The following is a 24,696-nucleotide window of genomic DNA, read 5'->3' as shown; positions in this document are numbered from 1 at the left end:
GATGTTTCAGGAAATCAACAGTTACTAGTTACAGATCCTGATTTGTCGCCATTCATCGGTAACGCGGAAAGGGGAGCGGGGGTGTGGCGAATGTTATGCCGAATGCGATTCGTATTCAGCGGAGCGGCCGGTGGCGCCGCCCGTCCCGCCCACGCGGCGCTATACGGACCGGGGATCCGGCCGAATCGCGAATTCGGTCACCTGCTCCCCGGCCGGGTGCCGCGCGGGCGCGCGGCACCGTGACCTGGGGGGCTCGTGCTCGTTCACGGCACGGGAGGGATTCCGGAATTACGGCCGTATGATAAATCCATATTCGCGGTGCGTTTCACGGATCGCCGCGCGCGACGGCGGTTGCGACACCTCAGGGCTCGCTCTTGCGGATCCGGGCGGCGTACTTGGCCAGGACCCGCTCGTTGTGGTCGTCCCCGGCCGGGATGTTGGCGGACAGGTAGACCGGCGGGGCGATGCCGCGCGCGAGCAGGTCCGCGCAGATCTCGGCGGTGATGAGCTGGGCGATGAGCACGCTCGTCATGGTCGAGGTCGGGACGATCTTGGCGCCGTTGGCGAGCGTGTAGGCCGCGTCGCCGGGCACGCCGCAGTTGTCGATCACGACGTCCGCCTCGTCGAGCAGCCGCCGCCCCGACGGGTGCCGGGAGGGCGTGTTCCTGCTGTGCGCCACGGAGGTGACCGCGACGACGGCGTTGCCGTTCTCCCGCGCGAGCTTGGCCATCTCGACGATCGTGCCGTTGATGCCGGAGTTGGAGGCGATCAGGAAGACGTCGTCCGCGCGGATGTCGTGCAGCGACCAGATGCGCCGCGCGAGCGAGGGGTCCCGCTCGCTGGTGGGATCGAGGATCTCGGCGGGGGCGGCGCCGCCGTGCATGACGAGATCCTTGATCGCGATCTGGTTCGCGGGCACCAGCCCGCCCGCGCGGCCGGCGATCTCCATGGTGAACGAGCGGGAGTGCCCGGTGCCGAACGCCTGGATGATGCCGGAACCGGCGAGCGCGTCGGCGCACAGGCGCGCCGCCTGCGCGATCGCCGGGCGCTGGGTGGTGAGGACGCGGTCCATCGCGTCCTGCAGCACCTGCACGGCGGGCGGGCGGTCGAGGGTCGGATTGGTCACGGGTGTTCCTCCGATGATGGTGCTGTGGGGGACGGGACGAGGGCGGCGGCGCGGGCGATCACCCGCTCGGCGCCGCCCTCGGCGACCGGCGAGCGAAGAACCTCGTAGACCGGCCGGCGGTAGGCGGCGCGCACGGGCAGGTAGCCCAAATAGCCGTTGGTGTAGCCGACGAGGACGGTGGTCCCGCCGACGGACTCCTCCAGCCGTGCCGCCAGGTCCAGGTAGGGCTCGCCGCCCAGGGCCACCAGCGCGACCGTGCCGAGCCTGATGACCGACACCGCGCAGGACGGCCGCTCCGGGGGCGGGGGGCCGTCGGCGGCGAGCCGCGCCGCCTGGAGCGCCGTCCAGGCGGTACGCGTCGCGACCGGGTCGCCGCGCCGTTCCACCCGCCGCAGCTCCTCCTCCAGCCGGCCGGCGAGCGCGGGCGCGTCGCGCGGCCTCGGCGGGACGGGGACGTGCTCCAGGCGCGCCTCGGCGGGCGCGCCGATCGGGACGACCGCGCGGGCGGGCTCGCGCAGCGCCCGGACGACGCGGTCCGCGACCAGCGCGCCCAGACGGTCGCACTCCCGCGGCGTCTGCGCGTGGCGGTGCGGCCGGGTGCTCACGTCGCCCGCCGCGCCGGTCGCGACCACCGCCCAGGGGCGCGCGCCGTCGCGGGCGAGCGCCGGGTGGGCGGCGAGCGCCCGGCGTGCGGCGCCGGTGAGGTCCGCGCTGACCAGCAGGTTGTCCGCGCCCAGTACGGTCGGGTGCACGGGCGCCACGACGATCAGGCCGCGCGTGCCGCCGTCCGGGGCCTCGAAGGACAGGACGTCGATCGGCACCGTGCGCCGCGGCCGCGCGCCGGAGCGCTGCCCGCCCACCCCGGCCAGCCGTCCGCGCCGCACGCTCAGGAGGGACTCGCGCTCGGTGGCGACCGCGGCGCGCGCGGCGGCGACCGCGGCGGCCGGGACGTCCTCCAGCCACCGGTCCGGCGTGCGCGAGGGCTCGGCGGGGCAGGAGCTGTCCGGCCCGGAGTGGGTGTGGGTCGCCGAGACCCACACGTCCTCCGGCCGCACCCCGGGGATCGCGTCGCGCACCGCCCGCCGCACCCGGTCGGCCAGGTCGACGTTGACGAACGGCAGGTCCGCGACCACCCAGACCAGCCGCGTGCCGCCGGTCTCGACGGTGACCGCGGCGACCTCCAGCTCGTCGAGCACCCCGGTGGAGACCCCGGTCCTGGCCGCGTACCCGCCGAGCGGCGTGCCCGGCGGGACCGGCAGCGGGCTCCGTCCGTGGCCCGCCCTCATGAAAGGGCCCGCCGGAAGCGGCCGGTGAGCGCGCCGGGGTTGGTGATCGCCGTGCCGACGACGACCGCGTAGGCGCCCGCCTCGACGGCCTCGCGCGCCTGCTCGGGCGTCCAGTACCGGCCCTCCGCGATCACGGGGCAGTCCAGCGCGGCGACCAGCGAGGCGACCAGTTCCAGGTCGGGGCCCTCGGGCACGGGCCCAGGGCCCGTGTAGCCGGACAGCGTGGTCGCGACGATGTCCGCGCCCGCCTCGCGGGCGGCGAGCCCCGCCTCGTGGTGGTCCACGTCCGCCATGACCGGCACGCCGTACTCGTCGTGGATCCGCGCGATCTGCTCGGCGAGCGTGGCGCCGTCCGGCCGGGGCCGGGTCGTGCCGTCGACGGCCACCAGCCTGGCCCCGGCGGCGACGACCTCGCCCGCGGCGTCGGCGGTGGGCGTGATGTAGACGCCACGCGGATCGCCGGTCTTGTTGATGCCGATGATCGGGATCGCGACCGCGCGCGCGATCGCCGCCACGTCGGCGGGGCCGTTGGCGCGGATCGCGACGGCTCCGCCCTCCTCGGCGGCGCGGGCCATCCTGGCCATGGGGTCGGGGTCCCGCAGCGGACTGGACGCCGTCGCCTGGCAGGAGACGACCAGCGAACGCGATGGGAATGGCAGCATGATTCACGAACCTCGGTAGATATGAACGGGCAGACCCTGGGCGCCGGGGTCCGGCGCGGTGGCGAGCCTGCGCGCGCCGTCCAGGGACGTGCCCTCGGCGGGCACGGGCCGCGCGCGCGGGCAGGCGGCGGCGAGGCCGGTCAGGAAGGTGCGGACGAGCAGGCTGTCCCCTTCGACGAGCCGCCCCGTGCGCGCCAGCGGGACCGGGTCGTCGCCGGAGATCGTGGCGACCGCCGCCGTGGCCGTGTGGGCCAGCGCGTGCCCGGCCGCGCGGACGATGCCGTCGGCCACCTCGTCCCCCGCCTCGGCCGCCGCGACCACTTCGGGGGCGAACCTGGCGGTGTCGTCGACGGTGTTGCGCGAGGTGTAGAGGGCGAACGTCATCTCGTGGACCGAGCCGTAGCGCCGCCCGGCGGGTCCGGCGAGCGCGGTGCGCGGGCCGCGGCCGTCCACCGCGCGCAGCACCGCGGCGATCCCCGCGCGGCCGACGGCGAAGGCGCTGCCGTCGTCGCCGAACAGGTGGCCCCACCCGTCGACGCGGCGCGCGGTGCGCGTGGCCGCGTCGACCGCGAGGCAGCCGACCCCGGTGCCGATCGTCATCACCACGCCGTGCCCGCCGGGCAGCCCCCCGGCGTGCGCGGTGACGTTGTCGGCGGCCAGCACGATCTCACGGGCGTCCAGCAGCGCCGCGATCGCCGCGGCGAGGCGGGCGCGCACCTCGGGGCGGGACGGCAGGCCGGTCAGGCCGAGCACGGCGCGGGCCACGGGGCCGGGGGAGCCCGCGGCCTCCCACGCCGCGCCGATGGTCCGCGTCAGCGCGGCGACCGGATCGCCGGCCGAGTAGCTGAAGCCGGGCGCCTCGTGGACCGCGCCCGAGCCGAGGACGGCCAGCCGCAGGCTGGACTGGCCGCTGTCCACGGCCACCAGCACGCCCGGCCCCCCGGGCGAGGAGCCGCCGGTCATCGAAGGCCCGCGCTCATCGCCACGCCCTCGACGAACCGCCGCTGCAGGGACAGGAACAGCAGCACCGTGGGCAGCATGGCCAGCACCGCCGCGGCCATCATCATCGGCACGCCGCTCGCGCCCAGGTTGTTGGCCTGCATGGCGGCGAGGCCGACAGGCAGCGTGCGGTGGTCGTCGTCGCCCGCGACCAGCAGCGGCCACAGGTGGCTGTCCCAGTTCATCATGAAGATGAACAGCGCCAGGGCCGCCATGGGGCCGCGCACGAGCGGGACGACGATCCGCGCGAGGCTGCGCAGCACCCCCGCGCCGTCGATCCGTGCCGCCTCCAGCAGTTCGTCGGGGATGGTGTCGATGCTCTGCCGCATCAGGAAGATGCCGAACGCGCTGGTGCCCGCGGGGACGATCAGCCCGGCGAAGCTGTTGACCCATCCGAGGTCGTAGATCAGCGCGTACAGGGGCACGTAGATGACCTCGAGCGGCACCATCAGCGTGGCGAGCACGACGACGAACGCGACGTTGCGGCCGGGGTAGCTGAACTTCGAGAAGCTGTACCCGGCGAGCGTGCAGGTGACGACGTTCAGCAGCGTCACCGTGACGCCGACGAACACGCTGTTGCCGAAGTAGCGGGCGAACGGCGTCTCGGTGAAGGGCAGCACGATGTTGTGCCACTCGACGCTGCTCGGCAGCCAGCTCAACGGCACGGCGAGCACCTCGCCCGCCGGCTTGACCGCCGACACCGCCGCGTAGGCCAGGACCGCCGCGAACGCGAGGCCGCCCGCGGTCACCGCCGCCCAGCGCAGCACCCGGCCGGTCCGGGCGAGGGCGGTCACGCGTCCTCCCTGCGGAAGAGGCGGAGCTGGGCCAGGGTCACGCAGATCAGGACGAAGAACATGAACACCGCCACCGCACTGGCCCGGCCCATGCGGGCGTTCTCGAACGCGGTCTTGTAGACGAACAGGTTGACCACCTCGGTGCCGAACCCGCCGTCGGTCAGCACGACCTGGGGGCTGAACGCCTGGAGCCCGCGGATGATCGCCATGACGGAGCAGATCGCCGTGACGGGCTTGAGCAGCGGGAAGGTGATGTGCCAGAACCGCCGCCAGGCCCCCGCGCCGTCCACCTGGGCGGCCTCGAAGACCTCGCGGGGCAGGCGGGAGAGCCCGGCGAGGAACAGGATGAGGAAGAAGCCGGTCTCCTTCCAGACGCTCATGATCACCAGCGCCCACGGGGCCGCCGCCGAGCTGGTCAGCCACGTCACGTCCAGGCCGAGCGTCTGGTTCAGCAGCCCGTGCGGGTGCAGGACCAGACGCCAGACCACTGAGATGGCCACCCAGCTCGTCGCCACCGGCAGGAAGTACAGCAGGCGGATCCAGCCGCCGCCCGCCATGCGCCGGTGCAGCGCCATGGCCAGCATGAGCGCCAGGACCAGCGCGGGAAGGTAGGTCCCCACCGTGTAGAACAACGAGTTCAGCAGGGCCTCGTGGAAGCGGGGGTCCGTGGCCAGGAAACGGAAGTTCTCCAGCCCGACGAACGTCGCGGGGCTGGTCAGGCTGTAGTCGAACAGGCTGAGGTAGAACACCCGCAGGCCCGGATAGATCGCGAAGAGCGCGAAGAGCGCCAGCGCGGGGAAGGAGAGCGTCGCCCCGACCAGGTCCCTGCGGCTCACCCGGCGCCCCCGGCCCCGGACCGGGCCCTTCGGGAACCGGCGGCGGGCGGCCCGGCCGTCCGTGCCCGAAGTTCCCGAAGGGGTCCGCGTCATCGTGGGCATGTCAGCCGATGCTCCGCCGGACCGACTCGTCGGCCTCCTTGAGCACGTCGTCCACCGGCCTGCCGTCGAACACGGCCTCGTCCACCGCCTTGCGGATGACGTCCTGGACCTCGTTCCAGTGCGGGCCGACCTGGTCGTAGCGGCCCTGCGCGTAGGCGGCCGCGATCACGTCGATGAACGGCGTCTTCTTGGCCGGCTCACTGGACTGCCAGTCGGTCACCGGCTGGACGAAGCTCACGTCGCTCAGCCACCGGTCGTGCTGGCTCGCCAGGTAGGAGATGAACTTCCACGCCTCGGTCTTCTGCTTGCTCGCGTTGTTCACCGCCCAGAAGTAGCCGTACACGCGGCTGACCGGCTTGGCCGGGTCGGCCTGGGGGAGCGGCACCACGGCCAGGTCGGCGTAGGTGTCGGGGTTGGACTGCTGGATCTGCTCCATCGCCCACGGGTAGACGATCGCCATGGATTGCGTGCCGCTCGCCAGGTCCTGGTACGGCGCCGTCGCGTCCCGCGAGGAGGTCTTGGGGTCGGCGATGCCGGAGGTGCGGGCCAGCTCGACCCACAGGTTCATCGCCGCCTTGGTGCCGGGCGATTGCAGCGCGGGGGTCTTGCCGTCCTCCGACAGGATCGACCCGCCGGTCTGGTTGGCCAGGGTCTGGAACCACTGGCTGTACCAGCCGGAGTGCAGGTAGAGGAAGTTGAACGCCTGCTTGTGCCCGGCCTTGTTGAGCGCCTTGCCGTACTCGACGACCTCACGCCAGGTCTTCGGGGGCTTGGACGGGTCGAGCCCGGCGTCCTTGAAGTGCTTCTTGTTGATCGCGAACGCCGTGCCGTTGAACTCGCTCGGCACCCCGTACAGCGTGCCCTTGGCGTCCTTGGCCCCGTCCAGCGTGCCGGGCACGTAGCCGCCCTCGATCTCGGCGGCCGACGACTTGCCGAACCCGGCCGGGTCGACCGGCGCGAGCAGGTTCTTGGGGATGTACTCGCCGCGCAGCGCGTTGTCGTCCATGTTGATGATGTCCGGCCCCGCTCCCGTGCTGAGCGAGGTGAGCATCTTGGTGCCGAACTCGGTGTTCGGGATCGTCTGGTACTCGATCTTGACGTTCGGGTGGCTCTTCTCGTACTCGGCGATGAGCTTCTTGTTGAGGTCGATCATCGGCGGGTGGGTGTGGGTCCAGAAGCTGAGCTTCACCGTGCCGGTCGAGGCGCCGTCGCCGCCGCCGCCGTCGCCGCCGCCGCACGCGGCGGTCATCCCGGCTCCGACGACGAGGGTGGCGGCGATCACCGAGAGACGCCGGTAATGGCGATACCTGGGCATGGATCCCTCCAGGTCTTGCTATGAGGTTCAGTGGGGGGGACGGGGGGCGCCTCGCGCCTCGACCGTAGGGAGGAGCTCGACCGTGATGGTGTAGTAATCGCCGCGGTAGACGGAGTCGCCGTACTCGACGACCCGTCCGTTGCGGTCCCGGACCACGGTGAGGATGCTGAAGCAGGGCTGGCCCGGCGGGATGCCGAGCAGTTCGGCGGTGCGCTCGTCGGGGAGCGCCGGTTGGACCTGCGCGGTTCCGGCGATGATGTCGATGCCGTACCTGCGCGACATCACCGCGTACCACGACCCGTCCAGGTCCGCCTCGGTCAGGCCGGGGAACAGGACCGCCGGCACGTAGTTGGTCTCGATCGCCACCGGTTCGCCGTCACCGAGCCGTAATCGGGTGAAACGGATCACCGGCTCCCCTTCGGGGACGCGGAGCCGCCTGGACACCTCGACGCTCGCGCGAGTGCGCTTCAGTGCCAGCATGCGGCTGCTCGCCTGGACGCCGCGACGGGTCATCTCCTCGGTGAACGAGGAGATGGTCAGGTGCCGCGGCACCCGGGGCCTGCAGGTGTAGGTGCCCCGCCGGTGCCTGCGCTCCAGCAGGCTGTCCAGGACGAGGCGGTCGATCGCCTTGCGGAGGGTCATCCGGGCGACGCCCCAGCGTTCCGCCAGTTCGCGCTCGGAGGGAATGCGCTCCCCGGCCGGGAGCGAGTCGATGAGGTCGAGGAGGCGGGCACGGGTCTCGGCGGTCCTGTCGGTGGATCCTTCGATGGACAAGGCCCTCACCTCCCGCTCGTGGTGCCGTGTCTGAACGCTAGGTGTCCAAAGGGGGCTGTGGCCATACCAGAACGAAGATTCTTTTAGACCAGAGCCTGACGATGGCTTTGCATAGCCCCTGGTCATCAGGGTGATCGGACGGTGGATCTCCGACCTGTGGTCTAAGGTCGTGTCCGCGACGACGGCCACGCGCCGCCGTCATGCGACCACGGGAGGTGGGATCGAAAAGACGGTGGAACCGACGGGAAAGTCGATTCCACCGTGCCTGTGCCCATGTCCATGCCCGCGCCTCACCCGGCGGCGGGCCGCAGCGTCCCGGTCACCAGGGGTGCAGGACGACCTTGTTGCACTCGTTCTCCTTGTGCTTGAACATCTCGTATCCGCGCGGGGCGTCCTCCAGGTCCAGGTGGTGGGTGATCACGAAGCTGGGGTCGAGCGCCCCCTCCCTGATCCTCGCCAGCAGCGGCTCCATGTACCGCTGGACGTGGCACTGGCCCGTCCGCAGCGTCAGGGACCGGTTCATGAACGACCCCATCGGGAACTTGTCGATCAGCCCCGCGTAGACGCCGATCACCGAGACGACGCCGCCGTTGCGGCAGGCCAGGATCGCCTCCCGCAGCGCGTACGGCCGGTCGGTCTCGGCCCGGGTCGCCTGCTTGGCCCGGTCGTAGGCGTGGACGGCCGGGACGGGGTAGTGCGCCTCCATGCCCACGGCGTCGATGCACGCGTCCGGCCCCCGGCCCGCGGTCATGTCGCGCAGCGCGTCCAAGACGTCGGTCTGCTCGTAGTTGATCGTCTCCGCGCCCGCGCGCGCGGCGATCTGGAGCCGGTAGGAGAAGCGGTCGATGCAGATCACCCGTTCGGCGCCCATGAGCAGGGCGCTCGCGACCGCGAACTGCCCCACGGGGCCCGCGCCCCACACGGCGATCACGTCGCCCGGCTTGATCTCGCACATCTCGGCGCCCATCCAGCCGGTCGGGAGGATGTCGGACAGGAACAGCACCTTTTCATCGGGCAGGTCGTCGTCGACCACGATCGGCCCGACGTCGGCGAACGGCACCCGGGCGTACTGCGCCTGGCCTCCGGGGTAGCCGCCGAGCATGTGGGAGTAGCCGAAGATGCCCGCCGGGGAGTGGCCGAGGAGCTTCTCGGCCATGCCCGCGTTCGGGTTGGAGTTCTCGCACACGGAGAACAGCCCGTTCTCGCAGGCCAGGCACCCGCCGCAGGAGATCGGGAACGGCACCACGACCCGGTCGCCCACCCGCAGGGTGGTGACCCCGGGGCCGACCTCGACGACCTCGCCCATGAACTCGTGGCCGAGGACGTCGCCCTTCTTCATGGTCGGGACGAAGCCGTCGTACAGGTGCAGGTCGGAGCCGCAGATCGCGCTGGAGGTGATGCGGACGACGGCATCCCTCGGGTTGAGAATTCCGGGGTCGGGGACGTCCTGGACCTCGACCGTGTTGCGCCCCATCCAGCAGTTGGCTTTCATGGTTCCCTCCCTCACCTGACCGGCTGCGCGGGGCGCTGGAAGAGCTGCCGCCGGGCGCGGGTGCCCTCGGGGCTGCCTTCCGAGCGGGCCACCTCGCCGGTCTCCATGACCTGCTTGAACCGGCGCAGGTCGTCGCACACCTGCTGCTGGGGGTGCTCGCCGAGCAGCCGGGCGAAGGCGAGGCCGACCTTGCCCGCGGGCGGGTCGTAGTCGATGTCCACCCGGACCTCGGTGCCGCGCCCGCCGGGGGCGTCGGTGAAGCGCACCGAGCCCCGGTTGCGCACGGTGGCGCCCTCGACCGACCGCCAGGCGATCAGCTGCTCGGTCTGGTCCTCGATGATCTCGGCGTCCCACTCGACGCTCTTGTGGGCGGGGCCCTTGGCCCTCCAGTGCGAGTATCCGCCCGCGATCGGCTCCACCGACTCCAGGTGGATCATGAAGCGCGGAAGGTTCTCGATGTCGCGCCAGAACCGGTAGACCTCCCGGCGCGGCCGGTTGACGGTGATGGCCGCGCGCAGGTTGGTGAGGCGGTGCGGCGGAAGGCCCGGCTCGTGGCCGCCGCGCACCGCGGTGACGATGTCGGCGAAGGTGATGCCGGTTACGGCGGCGGTGCTCGCGGCGAGGCGCCGCCGTCCGCCGTCCTCGCGCTCGGCCATCAGGCGGCCCAGCAGGGCCAGGTCCATGGCGTCGCCCGCCACGCGGGTCCACACCAGGGGGGCCGGTCTGCGGCTCCCGAGCAGGACGGCCGCATGGAACAGCTCCCGCAGGCCGATCAGCCGCACCACGCGGCGGGCCCACGGCCTGTCCCCGGCGCCGATCACCCGGACGACGGTGTCGGGCGCGGCGACCTGCAGGACGCCCAGGCCGGCGCTGACCCATCCGAGGACGCCGGCCCAGCGGTGGGCGTTGTGGTGTTCTGCTTCGCTCATGTGAACCTCACATGGCCGGGTGGTTCTCGATGCGATCCGCCGGGCGCCGCCTTCGCGCCCGCGGCGGATCCTTCGTGTACCGCTAAGCCGTACCCCTCTGTTCCGGGGCGACACTGATCGGGGTAGGTGGTTTGGTGGTATATATGCTGATTTAGCCGGATTTGGGGGCTAGGGGAGACCTGCCGGGGCCGCCCGCCGGCGCACGGGGGTGCTTCTGGATGGACACGTCACGTGGAGAGTCGGCTTTCCCTCCGATCGCCGAGTACGGCTTCCTCTCCGACTGCGAGGCCACGGCCCTGGTCGCGCCGAGCGGGAACATCGAGTGGCTGTGCCTGCCCCGGCTGGACTCCCCGAGCGTGTTCGGGGCCATATTGGACCGGAGCGCGGGCGGCTTCCGCCTCGGCCCCGCCGACACCGCCGTCCCCTCGGCGCGGCGCTACCTGCCCGGCACGATGGTGCTGGAGACGAGCTGGGGGACGGCCACCGGCTGGATCATCATCCGAGACCTCCTGCTCATCGGCCCCTGGCACCACGACAGGGAGCTGTCCCGCACCCACCGGCGGGCGCCCACCGACTACGACGCCGACCACGTCCTGCTGCGGACCGTCCGCTGCGTCAGCGGCGAGGCGCAGATCACGCTGGACTGCGAGCCGGTCTTCGACTACGGCCGCCTGGCGGCCGACTGGTGCTACACCGACCACGGCTACCACCAGGGCCTCGCCCGCGCCGACGGGACGCCCGTCGAGCTGAAGCTGACCACCGACATGCGGCTGGGGTTCGAGAAGGGGCGGGCCGTGGCCCGTACTTTGCTGAAGCAGGGGCAGACACGGTTCTGCGCGCTGTCGTGGACCGAGCACGAGCCGCCGTACACCTTCGACGAGGCGTACCGGCGCCTGGTGTGGACCGCGCACCACTGGCAGCACTGGCTCGCCCGCGGCCGCTTCCCCGACCACCCCTGGCGCGGGTGCCTGGAGCGCAGCGCGCTGACCCTCAAGGGCCTGACCTTCGCCCCGAGCGGCGCCCTGGTCGCCGCCCCCACCACCTCGCTCCCGGAGACGCCGGGCGGCGAGCGGAACTGGGACTACCGCTACAGCTGGATCCGCGACTCCACCTTCGCGCTCTGGGGCCTCTACACGCTCGGCCTCGACTGGGAGGCCGACGACTTCTTCTGGTTCACCGCCGACGTCGCCGAGCGCGACCGGGACCTGCAGGTCGTGTACGGCGTGGACGGCGAGCGCGACCTGGAGGAACGGGTGCTCGACCACCTCCACGGCTACGACGGCGCGCGGCCGGTGCGCGTGGGCAACGCCGCCTACCGGCACCGCCAGAACGACGTGTGGGGGACGGTGCTGGAGTCGTTCTACATCCACACCCGGTCCCGCGACCGCCTGGACCAGCGCATGTGGCCCATCCTGAAGCGCCTGGTCGAGTCGGCCATCGAGCACTGGCGGGAACCCGACCGGGGCATCTGGGAGGTGCGCGGCGAACCCAAGCACTTCACCTCCTCCAAGGTCATGTGCTGGGTGGCGCTGGACCGGGGCGCCCGCCTGGCGCGCACGCGCGAGGAGTTCGAGCTGGCCGCGCGCTGGCAGGCGGTCGCCGACGAGATCCACGCCGAGGTGTGCTCCCGCGCGGTCAGCGCGCGCGGCGTGTTCACCCAGCACTACGACACCGACGCGCTGGACGCGTCCCTCCTGCTCATCCCCCTGGTCGGCTTCCTGCCCCCGCAGGACGCGCGGGTCAGGGACACCGTGCTGGCCATCGCCGGCGAGCTGACCGTGGACGACCTCGTGCTGCGCTACTCCGCCAAGCACACCGACGACGGCATGTCCGGCGAGGAGGGCACCTTCACGATCTGCTCGTTCTGGCTGGTGTCCGCGTTGACCGAGATCGGGGAGCTGTGCCGGGCCCGCCGCCTCTGCGAGAAGCTCGTGTCCTTCGCGAGCCCCCTCGGCCTCTACGCCGAGGAGATCGACCCGCTCACCGGGCGGCACCTGGGCAACTTCCCCCAGGCGTTCGCGCACCTGTCGCTGATCAACGCGGTGATCCACCTCATCCGCGCCGAGCGCGGCGAGCCCGCGGCGCGCGCGGGGGACTTCCCCGGAAGGCTCTGACCACCTTCCCCGTGCCGCGAAGAGGGGCGTAGTGTCGGTTTTGGTGAGCTATATCCGATTTGATGGATATGGGGTGCTTTTTAGGCTCGGGAAACCACGCCGGAAGGGACTCGCATGGTACTCACAGCGGTGCCGCGATTCGAGCGGTTCTTTCGCGCGGCGGCGGGTCTGGACGTGGACAAGGCGGACCTGCGACGCTACACCGACTTCGTCAACGGCAAGCTCTACGACCTGCTGGTGATCGCGGAGGCCCACGCCAAGGCCAACGGCCGCGACGTCGTGGAGCCGTGGGACCTGCCCGTCACCAAGGGCCTCCAGGAGAGCATCCACCGGTTCAGGGAACTGGACCACGACATCGCGCTGACGCCCGTCCTGGAGCGGCTCGCCGCGTTCCCGCCGCTGGACGGCAGCCTCGGCACGGAGCTGGTGGAGCGGCTGCCGGAGGTGGTCGGCGGGCTCTCGCTCGCCCTGGCCCGCACCTTCAAGATCCTCGACCCCGGCCGGAAGAACCCCACCACCGAGGAATGGGACCGCGTCATCTCCGTCTTCGAGCTCCTGCTCTAGGAGGCCGCCGCCATGTCGAACCGTCTGTTCCAGAACCGGCGCGACGCGGGGCGGGTTCTCGCGGGTCTCCTGGACGGGTATCGGGACCACCCCGGCGTCGTCGTCCTGGGGCTCCCGCGCGGCGGGGTGCCGGTGGCGTACGAGATCGCCATGTCCCTGGACGCCCCGCTCGACGTCTTCCTCGTGCGCAAGCTCGGCGTGCCCGGCCGTGAGGAGCTGGCGATGGGCGCGATCGCCGGTGGCGGGGCCGTCGTCGTGAACGAGGACGTCGCCGGCGCGCTCGACATCCCGGCGGAGACGATGCGCGCGGCGGCCCGGCGCGAGGCGCGTGAACTGCTCAGGCGCGAGCGCGCCTACCGCGAGGGACGGCAGCCGCCCGAGCTCACCGGCAAGACGATCGTGCTGGTGGACGACGGGCTCGCCACCGGCGCGAGCATGCGGGCGGCGATCCACGCCCTGCGCGGGTTCGAGCCCGCCGCCATCGTCGTCGCCGTGCCCGCCGCGCCCGAGTCCACGTGCGAGGACCTGGAGTACCTCGTCGACGAGGTGGTCTGCGCCACCACGCCGTCGCCGTTCCTCTCCGTCGGCCGGTCCTTCTGGGACTTCACCCAGACGACCGGCGAGGAGGTCCGCGACCTGCTGCGCGCGGCGTCCAGAACCCGCACCGGGCCGTACGGCCCGCCGGCCATGAGCGACGTCGCCGCCGTCCGCGCCGAGGCGCTGACCGCCGAGGACGGCGTCCCGGCCGACGACGCCCTGTTCACGCTCGTGGGGGACGCGCGCGTCGTGCTCATCGGCGAGGCCTCCCACGGCACCCACGAGTTCTACGCGGCGCGCGCCCGGATGACCCGCCGCCTCATCGAGGAGAGGGGGTTTCGCGCCGTGGCCGCCGAGGCCGACTGGCCCGACGCCTACCGGGTGAACCGGTACGTCCAGGGACGGGGCGAGGACGCCGACGCCGAGGAGGCGCTGCGCGGCTTCGAACGCTTCCCCGCGTGGATGTGGCGCAACGCGGTCATGCTCGACTTCGTCGGATGGCTGCGCGGGCACAACGACGGCCTCCCCGAGGAGGAGCGCGCCGGCTTCTACGGGCTCGACCTCTACAGCCTCCGCCGGTCCATGCACGAGGTCGTCGCCTACCTGGAGCGGGTGGACCCGGCCGCCGCGGCGCGGGCCCGCGAGCGCTACGGCTGCTTCGACCACCAGGACGGCGACGAGGGCCGGGCCTACGGCTTCGCGGCCGGGTTCGGAGCCGGGGACGGCTGCGAGCGCGAGGTGGTCGAGCAGCTCGTCGACCTGCGGCGCCACGCCCTGGAGTACGCGCGGCGCGACGGCCCGCCGGCCGAGGACGAGCTGTTCTACACCCAGCGCAACGCGCGGGTGGTCGCGGCGGCAGAGGAGTACTACCGCACCATGGTCCGGGGCTCGGTGTCGTCGTGGAATCTGCGCGACCGGCACATGGCCGAGACGCTGGAGGCGCTGGCCGGCCACCTGGGCCGCAGGGGCGGCCCCGCGAAGATCGTGGTGTGGGCGCACAACTCGCACGTGGGAGACGCGCGGGTCACCGAGGCGGGCACGCGCGGCGAGTTCACCCTCGGGCAGCTCGCGCGCGAGCGGTTCGCCGGGGAGTGCCGTCTGATCGGCTTCACCACCTACACGGGCACGGTGACGGCGGCCGACGACTGGGGCGGGCCCGCCGAGCGCAAGCGGGTGCGCCCGGGGCTCCCCGAGTCGATCGAGGAACTGCACCACGAGGTCGGGGGCAAGGAGTTCCTGGTCTCGTTCGCCGTCGCGCCGGAGGCCGCGCGGGCGCTGCGCAAGGCCCGCCTGGAACGGGCGATCGGCGTGATCTACCGGCCGCGCACCGAGCGGCAGAGCCACTACTTCCGCTGCCGGGTGTCCGAGCAGTTCGACGCCGTGATCCACATCGACGAGACGCGGGCCGTCGAACCCCTCGAGCGCACGGCCCGGTGGGAAGAGGGCGAGGTTCCGGAGACCTATCCGTTCACCGTCTGACGCGCCGCAGGCACGGCGGGCCACGGGAACGGGCGAAACCGCAGGGACGGAGCAGAACCGATGGCGGACACGGGATACTCATCGTTCAACACCACCGTCGACAAGACCAACCACCTGCTCAAGCAGATCGAGCAGGCCTACGGCTGGCCCAAGGAGCGGCGCAACCAGTCCTACGCCGCCGCCCGGGCCGTCCTGCACACGTTGCGCGACCGGCTGACCGTCGAGGAGGCGGCGCAGCTCGGCGCCCAGCTCCCGATGCTGGTCCGCGGCCTCTACTACGAGGGCTGGGACCCGAGCGCGGTCCCCGCCAAGATGGACAGGGAGAAGTTCCTGGCCCGCGTGCGCAAGGAGTTCCCGTACGAGGTCAAGGGCGGCACCGAGCGGCTCGTCGCGACGGTCCTGACCGCCCTGCGCGCCTACGTCGCCGACGGCGAGTGGCAGGACGTCAAGGCCGGCATGCCGAGGGACCTGGCCGACGTGCTCCCCTAGCCGGCCTCGCGGCGGCCCGCGTCAGCCGAGGACGGCGGGGGCGAGCCGCCGGAGCTGCTCGACGCAGGCGTCCGTCGTGTCCGCCAGCGGCTGGACGCAGACGTGGTCGGCTCCTGCCTCGTGGTGGGCGCGCACCCGTTCGGCCACGGTGTCCGGATCACCCCACGGCACGATCGCGTCCACCAGCGCGTCGCTGCCGCCGCCCTCGAAGTCGGCGTCCGACCAGCCGAGCTCGCGCAGGCTGTTGAGGTAGTTCGGCAGCTCCAGGTAGAAGGACATGTACGCGCGCGCGGCGGCGCGGGCCCGGTCGGGGCCGGTCTCCAGGACGAACGCCTGCTCGGGGGCCAGCAGCGGGTCCGGGCCGAGGATCTCCCGCGCCCGCATGGTGTGCTCCGGGGTGACGAAGTAGGTGTGCGCGCCCTGGGCGCGCTCGGCCGCCAGGCGCAGCATCCTGGTCCGCAGGGCCGCGAGCACCCGGGCGGGCGGTTCGGGCAGCGGGGCCCGGTAGGGGGCCTGGTCCATGGCGTCCAGGTAGGCCCGCATGGTCGCGACCGGCCTGCCGTACGCGTGCCCCCGGGGACGCACCAGCGGGGCGTGGCTCACGCCGAGGCCGAGCACGAAGCGTCCCTCCCACGCCTCGGCGAGCGCGTTCGCCCCCGCCGCCACGGCGGTCGCGTCCCGCGCCCAGATGTTGGCGATGCCCGTGGCGACCATGAGGTCGTCGGTCGCCGACAGCAGGATCGACGCGTTGACCAGCGCCTCCTTGCCGCCCAGCAGCTCGCCGAACCACAGGGCCCGGTATCCGAGCTCCTCGATCGTGACCGCCGCGGCCCGGCTCGTGGCCGCGGAGTCGAAGCACGGCCGGGCGAGCCACACCCCCACGCGGCCCAGGCGCTCCTTCAGCGCCGCGGGGTCCGTCCGCGGCGTGGTGCTCGTCTCCCGCATGGCCCGCCTCCGGTCCTGGTCACGCTCGGGAGCCTTCCCGCCCGCGGCGGGCGAAGGCGCGGGTCACGCCGATGTTTTCCGTTGTTTTCCGTGGGCGAGGCCGGCCGTGTACGCGGGCGGGCGCGGTCATCCGGCCGGGCCGGGTTCCGCCTCCTCCGCCTCCTCGGCCTCCTCGGCCTGCCGGACGCGGCGGTAGGCCCGGCCGCGCAGGCGCAGGATCACGGAGGCGAGCACGGCCGCGGTGAGCGAACCGGCGAGCACCGCGATCGTGACGTGCCGGCCCGCCGCGGTGCCGGCCCCGAACGCCAGCTCGCCGATGAGCAGCGACACGGTGAAGCCCATCCCGGCCAGGACGGACAGGCCGAGCACGTCGATCCAGGCCAGTCCCGCGTCGAGCTCTGCCCGGGTGAAGCGGGCCACCAGCCAGGTGGCCGCCATGACCCCCACGGGCTTGCCGATCACCAGCCCGGCGGCCACGCCGATCGCCACGGGGTCGCCGAGCGCGGTGGCGACGCCGTCCAGGCCGCCGAGCGTCACCCCGGCGGACAGGAACGCGAACACCGGGACGGCCACGGAGGCGGAGACGGGCCGGAAACGGTGCTCGAAGTGGCCGGCGAGGTCGGTCACGCCGCCGGTCGGGGAGCCGGAGGCGGGCGCGCCGGCGCGCCGGACGGGCACCGCGAAGGCCAGCAGCACCCCGGCGACGGTGGCGTGCACGCCCGAGGCGTGGACCAGCGCCCAGGTGGCCACCGCGAGCGGGATCAGCAGCCACCACGCGCGCACCCCGCGCCGTACCAGCACGGCGAACGCCGCCAGGGGGAGCAGCGCGGCGAGCAGCGCCGGCGCCGTCAGGTGGGTGGTGTAGAAGACGGCGATGATCACGATGGCGACCAGGTCGTCCACGACGGCGAGCGCGAGCAGGAAGGCCCGCAGCGCCGAGGGCAGGTGCCGTCCCGCGACCGCCAGCACGGCCAGGGCGAAGGCGATGTCGGTGGCCGTGGGGATGGCCCACCCCTTGGCCGTCGACGTGCCCATGGTGAGGGACAGGTAGATCACGGCCGGAACGATCACACCGCCGAGGGCGGCCGCGACCGGCACCGCCGCCTGGCGCGGCCGGCGCAGGTCGCCGGCGATGAACTCCCGCTTGAGCTCCAGCCCGGCGACGAAGAAGAAGATCGCCAGCAGGCCGTCCGCCGCCCAGGCCGCCGTGTTCAGGCGCAGGTGCAGGGTGGCGGGCCCGAACTCGAAGGCGCGCACGGCGTGGTAGGCGTCGGACCAGGGGCTGTTGGCCCAGACCAGCCCCGCCACCGCGGCGACCAGCAGCAGGGCGCCCCCGACGGTCTCCTCGCGCAGGACGGCGGCGATACGGCCGGCCTCGCCTTTCGAGCCTCGGCTCAGCAGGCGGTACGCCTTCGTCTGTGAGGTGCCCACGAACGCTCCAGGGTCGCCATTGGATCGGACATTGCCGACCAGACTTCCCGGCGCACCGCTCTCTACCTTAAAGGAAGCCATACCGCGATCTGGCGGGCCGGGTGCGAGTTCCACAGGGATATACCGGGCACCCCGTGGGTATGGGGCCGATCTCAGGCGCCACCGCCCGGGGCGCCGAGCGGACGACCAAGGGGCCGCGCGCGTCCCGCGAGCGGCGCGTCGGCGTCGTCGTCATCACGTGGAACCGCAGGCGGGAGGCCCTCGCCACGCTGGCGAGGCTGCGCGCCCTGCCCGAGCGCCCGCAGGTCGTCCTGGTCGACAACGGCTCGCGCGACGGCACGGCCCCCGCGGTCGCGGCGGCGTACCCGGAGGTCGAACTGGTCGCGCTCGGCGAGAACCTGGGCGCGGTCGGGCGTAACGTCGGCGTCCGCAGGCTCGCCACCCCCTACGTCGCCTTCTGCGACGACGACACCTGGTGGGACCCCGGCTGTCTGAGCCGGGCCGCCGACGTGCTCGACCGCTTCCCGGCCCTGGCCGTCCTCACCGCGCGGATCCTCGTGGAGCCGGGCGGCCGCGAGGACCCGATCGTGGCCGAGCTGCGCGGCTCGCCCGTGGCCGGGCCCGCCTGGCTGCCGGGACCCGCGCTCGGCAGCTTCCTGGCCGGGGCGTCCGTGCTGCGCCGCGACGCGTTCCTCGGGTGCGGCGGCTTCGACGCGCGGCTGTGGCTCGGCGGAGAAGAGGAACTGCTGGCCGCCGACCTCGCCACGGCGGGCTGGGAGCTGTGCTACCTGGAGGATCTCACCGTCCACCACCAGGCCGCGGTCCGGGACGGGCACGCCCGCCGGCGGGTGGGGCTGCGCAACACGCTGTGGTTCACCTGGCTGCGCAGGCCCCTGCGTCCCGCGCTGCGGCGGACCTCGCACCTGATGCGCACGGTGCCGCGCGACCGCGTGTCGGCGCTGGCGTTCTGGGACGCGCTGCGGGGGCTTCCGTGGGTGCTGGCGGAACGGCGCTCGCTGCCGCCGCACGTCGAGCTGCGTTTCTCCGCCCTGGAGGGACCGCAGTCCCGTTCGGCCGCCCGCCGCTACGTGAGCTGACCGTTCCCGGGAACCCCGGATATTACGCTTTACCGTGAGAATGGCCTGGCTTTGTCATGGCCGTTAATCATGGCGGTCCGCCTTTCATCGGTGTCAGGACTGCCACCGCTCGGACCCGGCGTCGTCCGGCCGTCGTCCGGCCTTCGTCTCGCCGTCACCTGCCGCGTTCCCTGACTTCAGCGCGTGGCCGAAGCGGAAAGAAGCGTTACCCCACGTGTTGACAAACACGCCAATACGCGGCGACATCCATCGAGTCAATGGCTTGTGATAAATATTACAAGCGCCTTGCATTTATCCCGCCGAGTGTGATCATTGCCGATGAATCGCCCCATTGAGGGCGTATCCCTGCCGATGGGAGTTCATCAGAATGCAACCCCGGCGAAAGCTGTCCCTCGTCCTGGCATGGATCCTCCTGGCGACCGGCCTGATCGCCTTACCCTCGGCGGCCTTGGCCGCTCCCCGGGACGACGGCCCGACCCGCGTCGCCTCCGACGTCTTCCCGGGCGCGAAGATCGGCCAGCGGGTGGGACCGGCCGCCCTGGCGCCGAGTCAGGCCAAGGCCGCCCAGGTCGGCCCGCAGCTCGTCGCCTGCGACGGCGACGGCACCAGCGGAAAGCGCGTCGAGGTCCTGTACGTGCGGGAGCCGTCCATGCCCGACCGCTACACCCAGCTCCTCCCCATGATCCGCGCGTGGCTCGCCAACGCCGACGACGCCTTCAACGACGCCGCCGCCACCTCGGGCCGCAGCAGGCACGTCCGCTACGTCACCACGGCCGTGTCCGGGGGCTGCGCCGCCGTCGTGCGCAACGTGGTCGTGCCGGCGGGCTCGCTCGTCGACTTCGACTCCGGCAAGAGCGCCGTCGCGGCCCTCGGCTACACCAGCACCGACCGGCACTACCTGCTGCTCACCGAGGCCACGGTCATCTGCGGCATGGGCGAGATCAAGGGCGACGACACCACGACCGGGTCCACCAACCTGAACAACGGCCTCGCCTACGCCCGCGTGGACGCCATCCCCGGCTGCTTCGGCGCCAACGCGATCGCCCACGAGCTCGGGCACACCTTCGGCGCCGTGCAGCTCAGCGCCGCCCACTCCGACGGGAGCTGGCACTGCCTCGACCAGTGGGACCTGATGTGCTACGGGGGCACGCCCACGTGGTCCTGCCTGCAGTGGAACGACTACCGCATCCCCGACTGCAACCGGGACGACTACTACAACGCCGCCCCCACCGCGGGCAGCTACCTCGCCACCCACTGGAACGTCGCCAACAGCGCGTACCTGATCCAGGGCGCCACCGCCGACAGCGACCCGCACCCCAAGACCGGTAATACCTACGTCATCACGAACGTGGCAACCGGAGGGGCCCTCGAACCCATCGGCGCCTCCACCGGGGCGCTGACGGAGCTGAGCCAGCGCACGCGCGTCGACACCCCCAGCCAGAAGTGGCTGATGGGCTACACGACCGGGCTGCAGTTCATCAACGTGGGCAGCCGCCTGTGCGCCGACAGCTCCTACAGCGGCACCACGCCCGGCACGACCCTCCTGCAGTACATCTGCAACGGCCAGGACGGCATGCGCTTCGCCTACCTGCCGACCGGCACCAACACCTACGCGATCTTCGACTGGCTGTCCGGCCTCGCGCTGACGGCGGGCTCGGCCTACCCCGCCCCCGTCACGCAGGAGGTCTACACCGGCGCGACCAACCAGCAGTGGGTGTTCAACCAGGTCACCGGCATCGCGCCGGTCAACAACAGCGTCTACTACCTGCAGGGCCTCGGCACCCGCGACAACGCCGAGCCCGTGGGCGGCTCGACGGCGTCCGGCACGCTGATCACGCACAACGCGCCGTCCGGGGCCACCAGCCAGCGCTGGCAGCTCCAGGCCACCGGCTCGTACTGGAAGCTCGTGAACGTCAACAGCTCCAAGTGCCTGGACCTGGTGACGGCGAGCAGCACCGACGGCGTCCAGATCAGGCAGGCGACCTGCGGCACCGCGACCAACCAGCAATGGACGCTCCGCCGCGTCGCGGACGGGACCTTCTACCTGGTCAACCGCCTCAGTGGCAAGGTGCTCGACTCGCCGGCGAGCAGCACCACGCTCGACCAGCAGACGATCACCGGTAACACCGACCCCGCCAAGGGCGTCGTCGCCGGCAACGAGATCTGGTACCTCAACCCGGTCTGACCCACCGTGGGCCGCCCTTTCCCGAGGGCGGCCCACCGCTTTCCGTGGACTTTCGGCAGATGTCAGCCGATGCGGAGCGGGAGGGCGCGCGGCCCGCGGACCTGGCCCGCGGCCCAGGTCACGGCCGAGGGGTCGGCGAGGTGGAAGACGGGGACGCGCTCCAGCCAGACCTCCAGGGCGATCCGCAGCTCCATGCGGGCCAGGTGGGACCCCAGGCAGCGGTGGATGCCGAGGCCGAACGCGACGTGCCGGTTGACCTCACGGTCCAGGACCACCTCGTCCGCCCGGTCGAACTGCGCCGGGTCGCGGTTGGCCGCCGGGAACGACAGCAGGATCCAGTCCTCGGCCTTCATGTCGACGCCGCCCCAGCGCATGTCGTCCCTGACCAGCCGCGCCATCGTCACCGGCGCGTAGACCCTGAGCAGCTCCTCCATCGCGGTCGGGAGCAGGCCGGGCTCGGCCACCAGCCGCTCGCGGTGCTCCGGCGTCCTGGCCAGGTGCCACAGCGACGCCCCGATCGCGCTCCACGTGGTGTCGATGCCCGCGATCAGCAGGAGCGACATCGTGCCGGCCACGTGGGACGGCTGCAGCTTCGCGCCGTGGAGCTCCGCGGTCAAGAGGTACGTCGTCAGATCGTCGCGGGGGTTGTCGACGTGGTCGCCGATCTGGTCGTACAGGTAGTCGAACAGCGCGTCCAGCCGCCGTATCCGCTCCTCCGGCGGCAGGTTGGCCCCTTCGAGCGTGTTCTCCACGAACTCGCGGAACCGCGGCCCGTCCTCGGGCGGGAAGCCCAGCATGTCGGCGATGACGCGGACCGGGATGTGCTGGGCGTAGTCGCGGGCCGCGTCCACGACCTCCTGGCCCTCCAGCGCGTCGACGAGCGCGTGGCAGTACGCGCGGGTCGCCTCCTCCCGCTTGGCGACCGCGCTCTTGGTGAAGGCCGGGAGCAGCAGCTTGCGGGCGTCGTGGTGGAAGGGCGGGTCGGAGGAGATCGGCGGCGCGCCGCCGATCGGCGCCAGCTCCTGGGGCGGCCGGTAGTTGCCCATGATGACCGCCCGCGACGAGAAGCGGTCGGTGTCGTAGGCGATGGCCGTGACGTCGTCGTAGCGGGTCGGGAGCCAGCCGCCTCCGAACCGGTCGGTGTGCGCGATCGGGCAGCGCCGCCGCAGGTCGTCCTGGATGGGGTACGGGTCGGCCGCCCACTCGGGCTCGGTGTGGGAGAAGTCGGTGGCCCAGTCCGACACCGGGCCGGTGACGACCTGGTTGCGGACGCCCACGAGACGGTCGCTCGGCTTCTCCCGGAAATGCTGTGTGAAGCGGTCGTCGACGGCCATGTCAGGACTCCCGGTCGGTCTCGATCGCCCGCTCCGGGCAGTTGGACACCGCGCGGCGCGCCGCCTCTTCCTCACCGGGCGGCACGGCGCCGTCCCCGAGGACCTTCCCGTACCCCTCGTCGTCCTCACCGAACAGGCCGGGCGCGAGGTCGTAGCAGCGACCGTGGCCCTGGCACCGTCGGGGGTCGATCTTCACTCTCATTCCGGCGCTCCCTCTGTGTCGTCATTTCCTCGCGGCGGGCGGCGAGCAGTGCCTCGACGATCAGAATTCGCCCGGCCGCGGGAGGAGGCCGACGGTGAGCGGCGGACCGATGATCCGCCGATTCGACTCGGCGGCGGTGGCCACCGAGATACGCCCCATACCCCAGATTAAAAGATCATCCACACGACATGTCAAGAAATGGCGGGAGTTTTCGCAACCAGAGGTAGTAAATGAGTTTATTAAGAGGTTTTGTGGTCGGTGTCCGTTGAAGTCCGGTCCCTATCCGCGGCGGCCGACCAGGGTCTCGAGGCCGTCGAGGATGCGGTCGAGCCCGGCCAGGAAGTCCGCCTCGGGAGCGGCGTCCGGGTCGGGGGCGAAGGCGCCCTCCGCGAGGGCCTCCGCCAGGTCGGGGAACCGCTCGGCGTCCACCAGGCGCCTGAGCAGCGTCTCGTAGCCCGCCTCCTCGGCGAGGGCCTCGGCGGGCTCCACGGGCGGTCGCGCCGAGATCTGCGCGTGGCCACGCGTGTAGTACGTCAGCAGCATGATCGCCGACAGCTTCTCGGCCGGCGGCAGCGGCGTGGCCCTCAGCGTGCGCAGCCCGGCGTCCACCCAGGCGAGCTGGCCCGGGTCCAGGGGCGGGCCGCCGGTGATCTGGAGGATCCAGGGGTGCCGGTGGTAGACCCCGCGCATCTCCACCGCCCACCGCGCGAGACCGGCCCGCCAGCCGCCCGGCCCCGGCTCGATGCGCGGCGCGGGGGCCGTGGCCCCGTCGATCATCAGGAGCTGGAGCTCGTCCTTGCCGGCGACGTGCCGGTACAGCGACATGGGGGCGCAGCCGAGACGCTGGGCGAGCCGGGCCATGGACAGCGCGGGCAGGCCCTCCTCGTCGGCGAGCGCGATGGCCGCGGCGACGATGCGCGGCAGGCTGAGCGCCTGCGCCGGGCCGCGTGGGCGGCGTTCCCGGCCCTTCCAGAGGACCTCCAGCGGGCGCGGCAGATCGTCGCGGGACTTCTCGTTCATCGCCGCCATGGTAGCAAGTCGGCGCGTATCTCATACGCACGGCGTATTCCCTACGCGGTGCGTATGGTCTACGCTCAGCGTACGTCATACGCATCCAGGCGAACGGAGCCGTCCATGGCCATCTCCACGCGGGCACCCCGAGAGCACGTCCCGGACCCGTTACTCCGACCCTCCGCGCGAATCCCCTGGTGGCGGCGGCCCTGGGTCGCGCCGCTCGGGTTCGTCACCGTGCTGTTCCTGGCCTTCTCGCTGCCCCCGTACCTGACCGGCGACCCCGCGCGGTCCCGGGTGCCGGTGGAGGACTTCGCCGCCCACTACCCGCTGCTCGTCGCGCACGTGCTGTTCGCGAGCGTGGCCATGATCACCTGCTTCCTGCAGGTGTGGCCGTGGTTCCGGCGGCGCCACCCCGCCGCGCACCGGTGGACCGGCCGCGCCTACGTCTTCGCCGGCGTGCTCCCCGCCGGCCTGTCCGGCATCGTCATCGGCGCGCTCACGCCGTTCGGCCCGGTGCTGGCGGTCAGCAACGTGATGCTCGCGCTGCTGTGGCTCGGCTGCACCGCCGCCGGCTACCGCATGGCCAGGCGGCGCCGCTTCGTCGAACACCGGCGGTGGATGCTGCGCGCCTTCGCGCTGACCTTCTCCATCATCACCAACCGGATCTGGGGCGTGATCCTCACCCTGACGCTCAGCCCGTCGCTGGACACCCTGTTCGGCGGCGACCAGCAGGAACTGACCCGGACCGTGGCCGGGCTCGGCGGCTGGCTGGGGTGGACCGTGCCCCTGCTGGTGGTCGAGTGGTGGCTGGGGCGCGGCGACGCGGCCAAGCGCCGCGCCCGTGCCCGCACCGCCGCCTGAACGGGACGCCGGGCCGAGAGGCCGGGCCGTTCGCGCGGATATCCCCGCGGGAGGATGCGGGGGATCGGTGGCCGCCCAACATGGCGGATTGTTTTCGGTCCGTCCATTATTCGAAATTCGGGTCGTCTG

The 24,696-nt window shown here is 72.2% G+C and carries 22 protein-coding genes; 7 read left to right on the top strand and 15 right to left on the bottom strand.

Translation table 11 applies throughout. From position 1 onward, the window contains the following. Window positions 1–361: 361 nt before the first annotated feature. The 10 genes from BJ981_RS09435 to BJ981_RS09390 all read right to left on the bottom strand — a co-directional run bounded on the left by BJ981_RS09435 (window position 362) and on the right by BJ981_RS09390 (window position 10,315). Window positions 362–1,126: a sugar isomerase domain-containing protein gene (locus BJ981_RS09435; RefSeq protein ID WP_184609996.1), complete on the bottom strand. Its 765-nt coding sequence runs from the start codon at window positions 1,124–1,126 to the stop codon at window positions 362–364. After that, a complete protein-coding gene (locus BJ981_RS09430) occupies window positions 1,123–2,412 on the bottom strand; it encodes a hypothetical protein (protein ID WP_184609995.1) in 1,290 nt (429 codons plus the stop codon). Before BJ981_RS09430 ends, BJ981_RS09435 begins: the two co-directional genes overlap by 4 nt. Continuing rightward, window positions 2,409–3,074 (bottom strand): N-acetylmannosamine-6-phosphate 2-epimerase, encoded by a 666-nt coding sequence (locus BJ981_RS09425; protein ID WP_184609993.1) that lies wholly within the window; start codon window positions 3,072–3,074, stop codon window positions 2,409–2,411. The genes BJ981_RS09430 and BJ981_RS09425 overlap by 4 nt, the downstream gene beginning before the upstream one ends. A 3-nt stretch (window positions 3,075–3,077) precedes the next feature. Further along, window positions 3,078–4,037: an N-acetylglucosamine kinase gene (locus BJ981_RS09420; RefSeq protein ID WP_184609991.1), complete on the bottom strand. Its 960-nt coding sequence runs from the start codon at window positions 4,035–4,037 to the stop codon at window positions 3,078–3,080. Then, a complete protein-coding gene (locus BJ981_RS09415; protein WP_184609989.1) occupies window positions 4,034–4,867 on the bottom strand; it encodes a carbohydrate ABC transporter permease in 834 nt (277 codons plus the stop codon). Before BJ981_RS09415 ends, BJ981_RS09420 begins: the two co-directional genes overlap by 4 nt. After that, on the bottom strand, window positions 4,864–5,703 hold the full coding sequence (locus tag BJ981_RS09410) for a carbohydrate ABC transporter permease (protein ID WP_184609987.1): 840 nt from the start codon (window positions 5,701–5,703) through the stop codon (window positions 4,864–4,866). The genes BJ981_RS09415 and BJ981_RS09410 overlap by 4 nt, the downstream gene beginning before the upstream one ends. Window positions 5,704–5,806: 103 nt before the next feature. Next, a complete protein-coding gene (locus BJ981_RS09405) occupies window positions 5,807–7,120 on the bottom strand; it encodes an ABC transporter substrate-binding protein (protein WP_184609985.1) in 1,314 nt (437 codons plus the stop codon). Window positions 7,121–7,147: 27 nt separating this feature from the next. Continuing rightward, on the bottom strand, window positions 7,148–7,894 hold the full coding sequence (locus tag BJ981_RS09400; protein WP_184609984.1) for a GntR family transcriptional regulator: 747 nt from the start codon (window positions 7,892–7,894) through the stop codon (window positions 7,148–7,150). Window positions 7,895–8,213: 319 nt separating this feature from the next. Further along, window positions 8,214–9,386, bottom strand: coding sequence for a zinc-dependent alcohol dehydrogenase (locus BJ981_RS09395; protein WP_184609982.1), 1,173 nt, complete (start codon window positions 9,384–9,386; stop codon window positions 8,214–8,216). An 11-nt stretch (window positions 9,387–9,397) separates the two neighbouring features. Beyond that, on the bottom strand, window positions 9,398–10,315 hold the full coding sequence (locus BJ981_RS09390) for an SRPBCC family protein (protein WP_184609980.1): 918 nt from the start codon (window positions 10,313–10,315) through the stop codon (window positions 9,398–9,400). A gap of 218 nt (window positions 10,316–10,533) precedes the next feature. On the opposite strand from BJ981_RS09390, the gene BJ981_RS09385 reads away from it, so the two are divergent. The 4 genes from BJ981_RS09385 (at window position 10,534) to BJ981_RS09370 (ending at window position 15,498) form a co-directional block, all read left to right on the top strand. Continuing rightward, window positions 10,534–12,429, top strand: a complete 1,896-nt coding sequence (locus BJ981_RS09385) for a glycoside hydrolase family 15 protein (RefSeq protein ID WP_184609978.1) — start codon at window positions 10,534–10,536, stop codon at window positions 12,427–12,429. Between the two features lie 114 nt (window positions 12,430–12,543). Beyond that, entirely contained in the window at window positions 12,544–12,993 is a 450-nt protein-coding gene (locus BJ981_RS09380) for a DUF1931 family protein (RefSeq protein ID WP_184609976.1), read from the top strand. A 12-nt stretch (window positions 12,994–13,005) separates the two neighbouring features. Further along, the gene (locus BJ981_RS09375; RefSeq protein ID WP_184609974.1) at window positions 13,006–15,009 is read left to right on the top strand and encodes an erythromycin esterase family protein; all 2,004 of its coding nucleotides are present in this window, start codon (window positions 13,006–13,008) and stop codon (window positions 15,007–15,009) included. 60 nt (window positions 15,010–15,069) lie between these two features. Then, window positions 15,070–15,498 carry a DUF2267 domain-containing protein gene (locus tag BJ981_RS09370; RefSeq protein ID WP_184609972.1) on the top strand — a complete coding sequence of 143 codons (429 nt, stop codon included), beginning with the start codon at window positions 15,070–15,072 and terminating at the stop codon, window positions 15,496–15,498. Between the two features lie 21 nt (window positions 15,499–15,519). Here the strand turns inward: BJ981_RS09370 and BJ981_RS09365 are convergent, their stop codons facing one another. Together BJ981_RS09365 and nhaA are read right to left on the bottom strand one after the other, a co-directional pair. Next, on the bottom strand, window positions 15,520–16,443 hold the full coding sequence (locus BJ981_RS09365; protein WP_184609970.1) for a TIGR03620 family F420-dependent LLM class oxidoreductase: 924 nt from the start codon (window positions 16,441–16,443) through the stop codon (window positions 15,520–15,522). A gap of 126 nt (window positions 16,444–16,569) precedes the next feature. Continuing rightward, entirely contained in the window at window positions 16,570–17,874 is a 1,305-nt protein-coding gene (nhaA, locus tag BJ981_RS09360; protein WP_372437024.1) for a Na+/H+ antiporter NhaA, read from the bottom strand. 140 nt (window positions 17,875–18,014) lie between these two features. On the opposite strand from nhaA, the gene BJ981_RS09355 reads away from it, so the two are divergent. Both BJ981_RS09355 and BJ981_RS09350 read left to right on the top strand, forming a co-directional pair. Next, window positions 18,015–18,971 (top strand): glycosyltransferase family 2 protein, encoded by a 957-nt coding sequence (locus BJ981_RS09355; protein ID WP_184609966.1) that lies wholly within the window; start codon window positions 18,015–18,017, stop codon window positions 18,969–18,971. Between the two features lie 367 nt (window positions 18,972–19,338). After that, a complete protein-coding gene (locus tag BJ981_RS09350; RefSeq protein WP_184609964.1) occupies window positions 19,339–21,156 on the top strand; it encodes an RICIN domain-containing protein in 1,818 nt (605 codons plus the stop codon). A 62-nt stretch (window positions 21,157–21,218) separates the two neighbouring features. Here the strand turns inward: BJ981_RS09350 and BJ981_RS09345 are convergent, their stop codons facing one another. The 3 genes from BJ981_RS09345 to BJ981_RS09335 form a co-directional block, all read right to left on the bottom strand. Further along, window positions 21,219–22,490, bottom strand: coding sequence for a cytochrome P450 (locus tag BJ981_RS09345; protein ID WP_184609961.1), 1,272 nt, complete (start codon window positions 22,488–22,490; stop codon window positions 21,219–21,221). 1 nt (window position 22,491) lies between these two features. Further along, on the bottom strand, window positions 22,492–22,692 hold the full coding sequence (locus BJ981_RS09340) for a ferredoxin (RefSeq protein WP_184609959.1): 201 nt from the start codon (window positions 22,690–22,692) through the stop codon (window positions 22,492–22,494). 279 nt (window positions 22,693–22,971) lie between these two features. After that, window positions 22,972–23,712 carry a TetR/AcrR family transcriptional regulator gene (locus BJ981_RS09335; RefSeq protein WP_184609949.1) on the bottom strand — a complete coding sequence of 247 codons (741 nt, stop codon included), beginning with the start codon at window positions 23,710–23,712 and terminating at the stop codon, window positions 22,972–22,974. Window positions 23,713–23,826: 114 nt separating this feature from the next. Here BJ981_RS09335 and BJ981_RS09330 point away from each other — a divergent pair, with 114 nt between their 5' ends. Next, a complete protein-coding gene (locus BJ981_RS09330) occupies window positions 23,827–24,567 on the top strand; it encodes a DUF2306 domain-containing protein (RefSeq protein ID WP_184609947.1) in 741 nt (246 codons plus the stop codon). The last annotated feature ends 129 nt before the right edge of the window (window positions 24,568–24,696 follow it).

Origin of the sequence: Sphaerisporangium krabiense (assembly GCF_014200435.1) — a bacterium.
In the GTDB taxonomy this organism is placed as follows: domain Bacteria; phylum Actinomycetota; class Actinomycetes; order Streptosporangiales; family Streptosporangiaceae; genus Sphaerisporangium; species Sphaerisporangium krabiense.
Note: the sequence above shows the minus strand (reverse complement) of the source record. Positions and strands in the feature narration are given on the sequence as shown.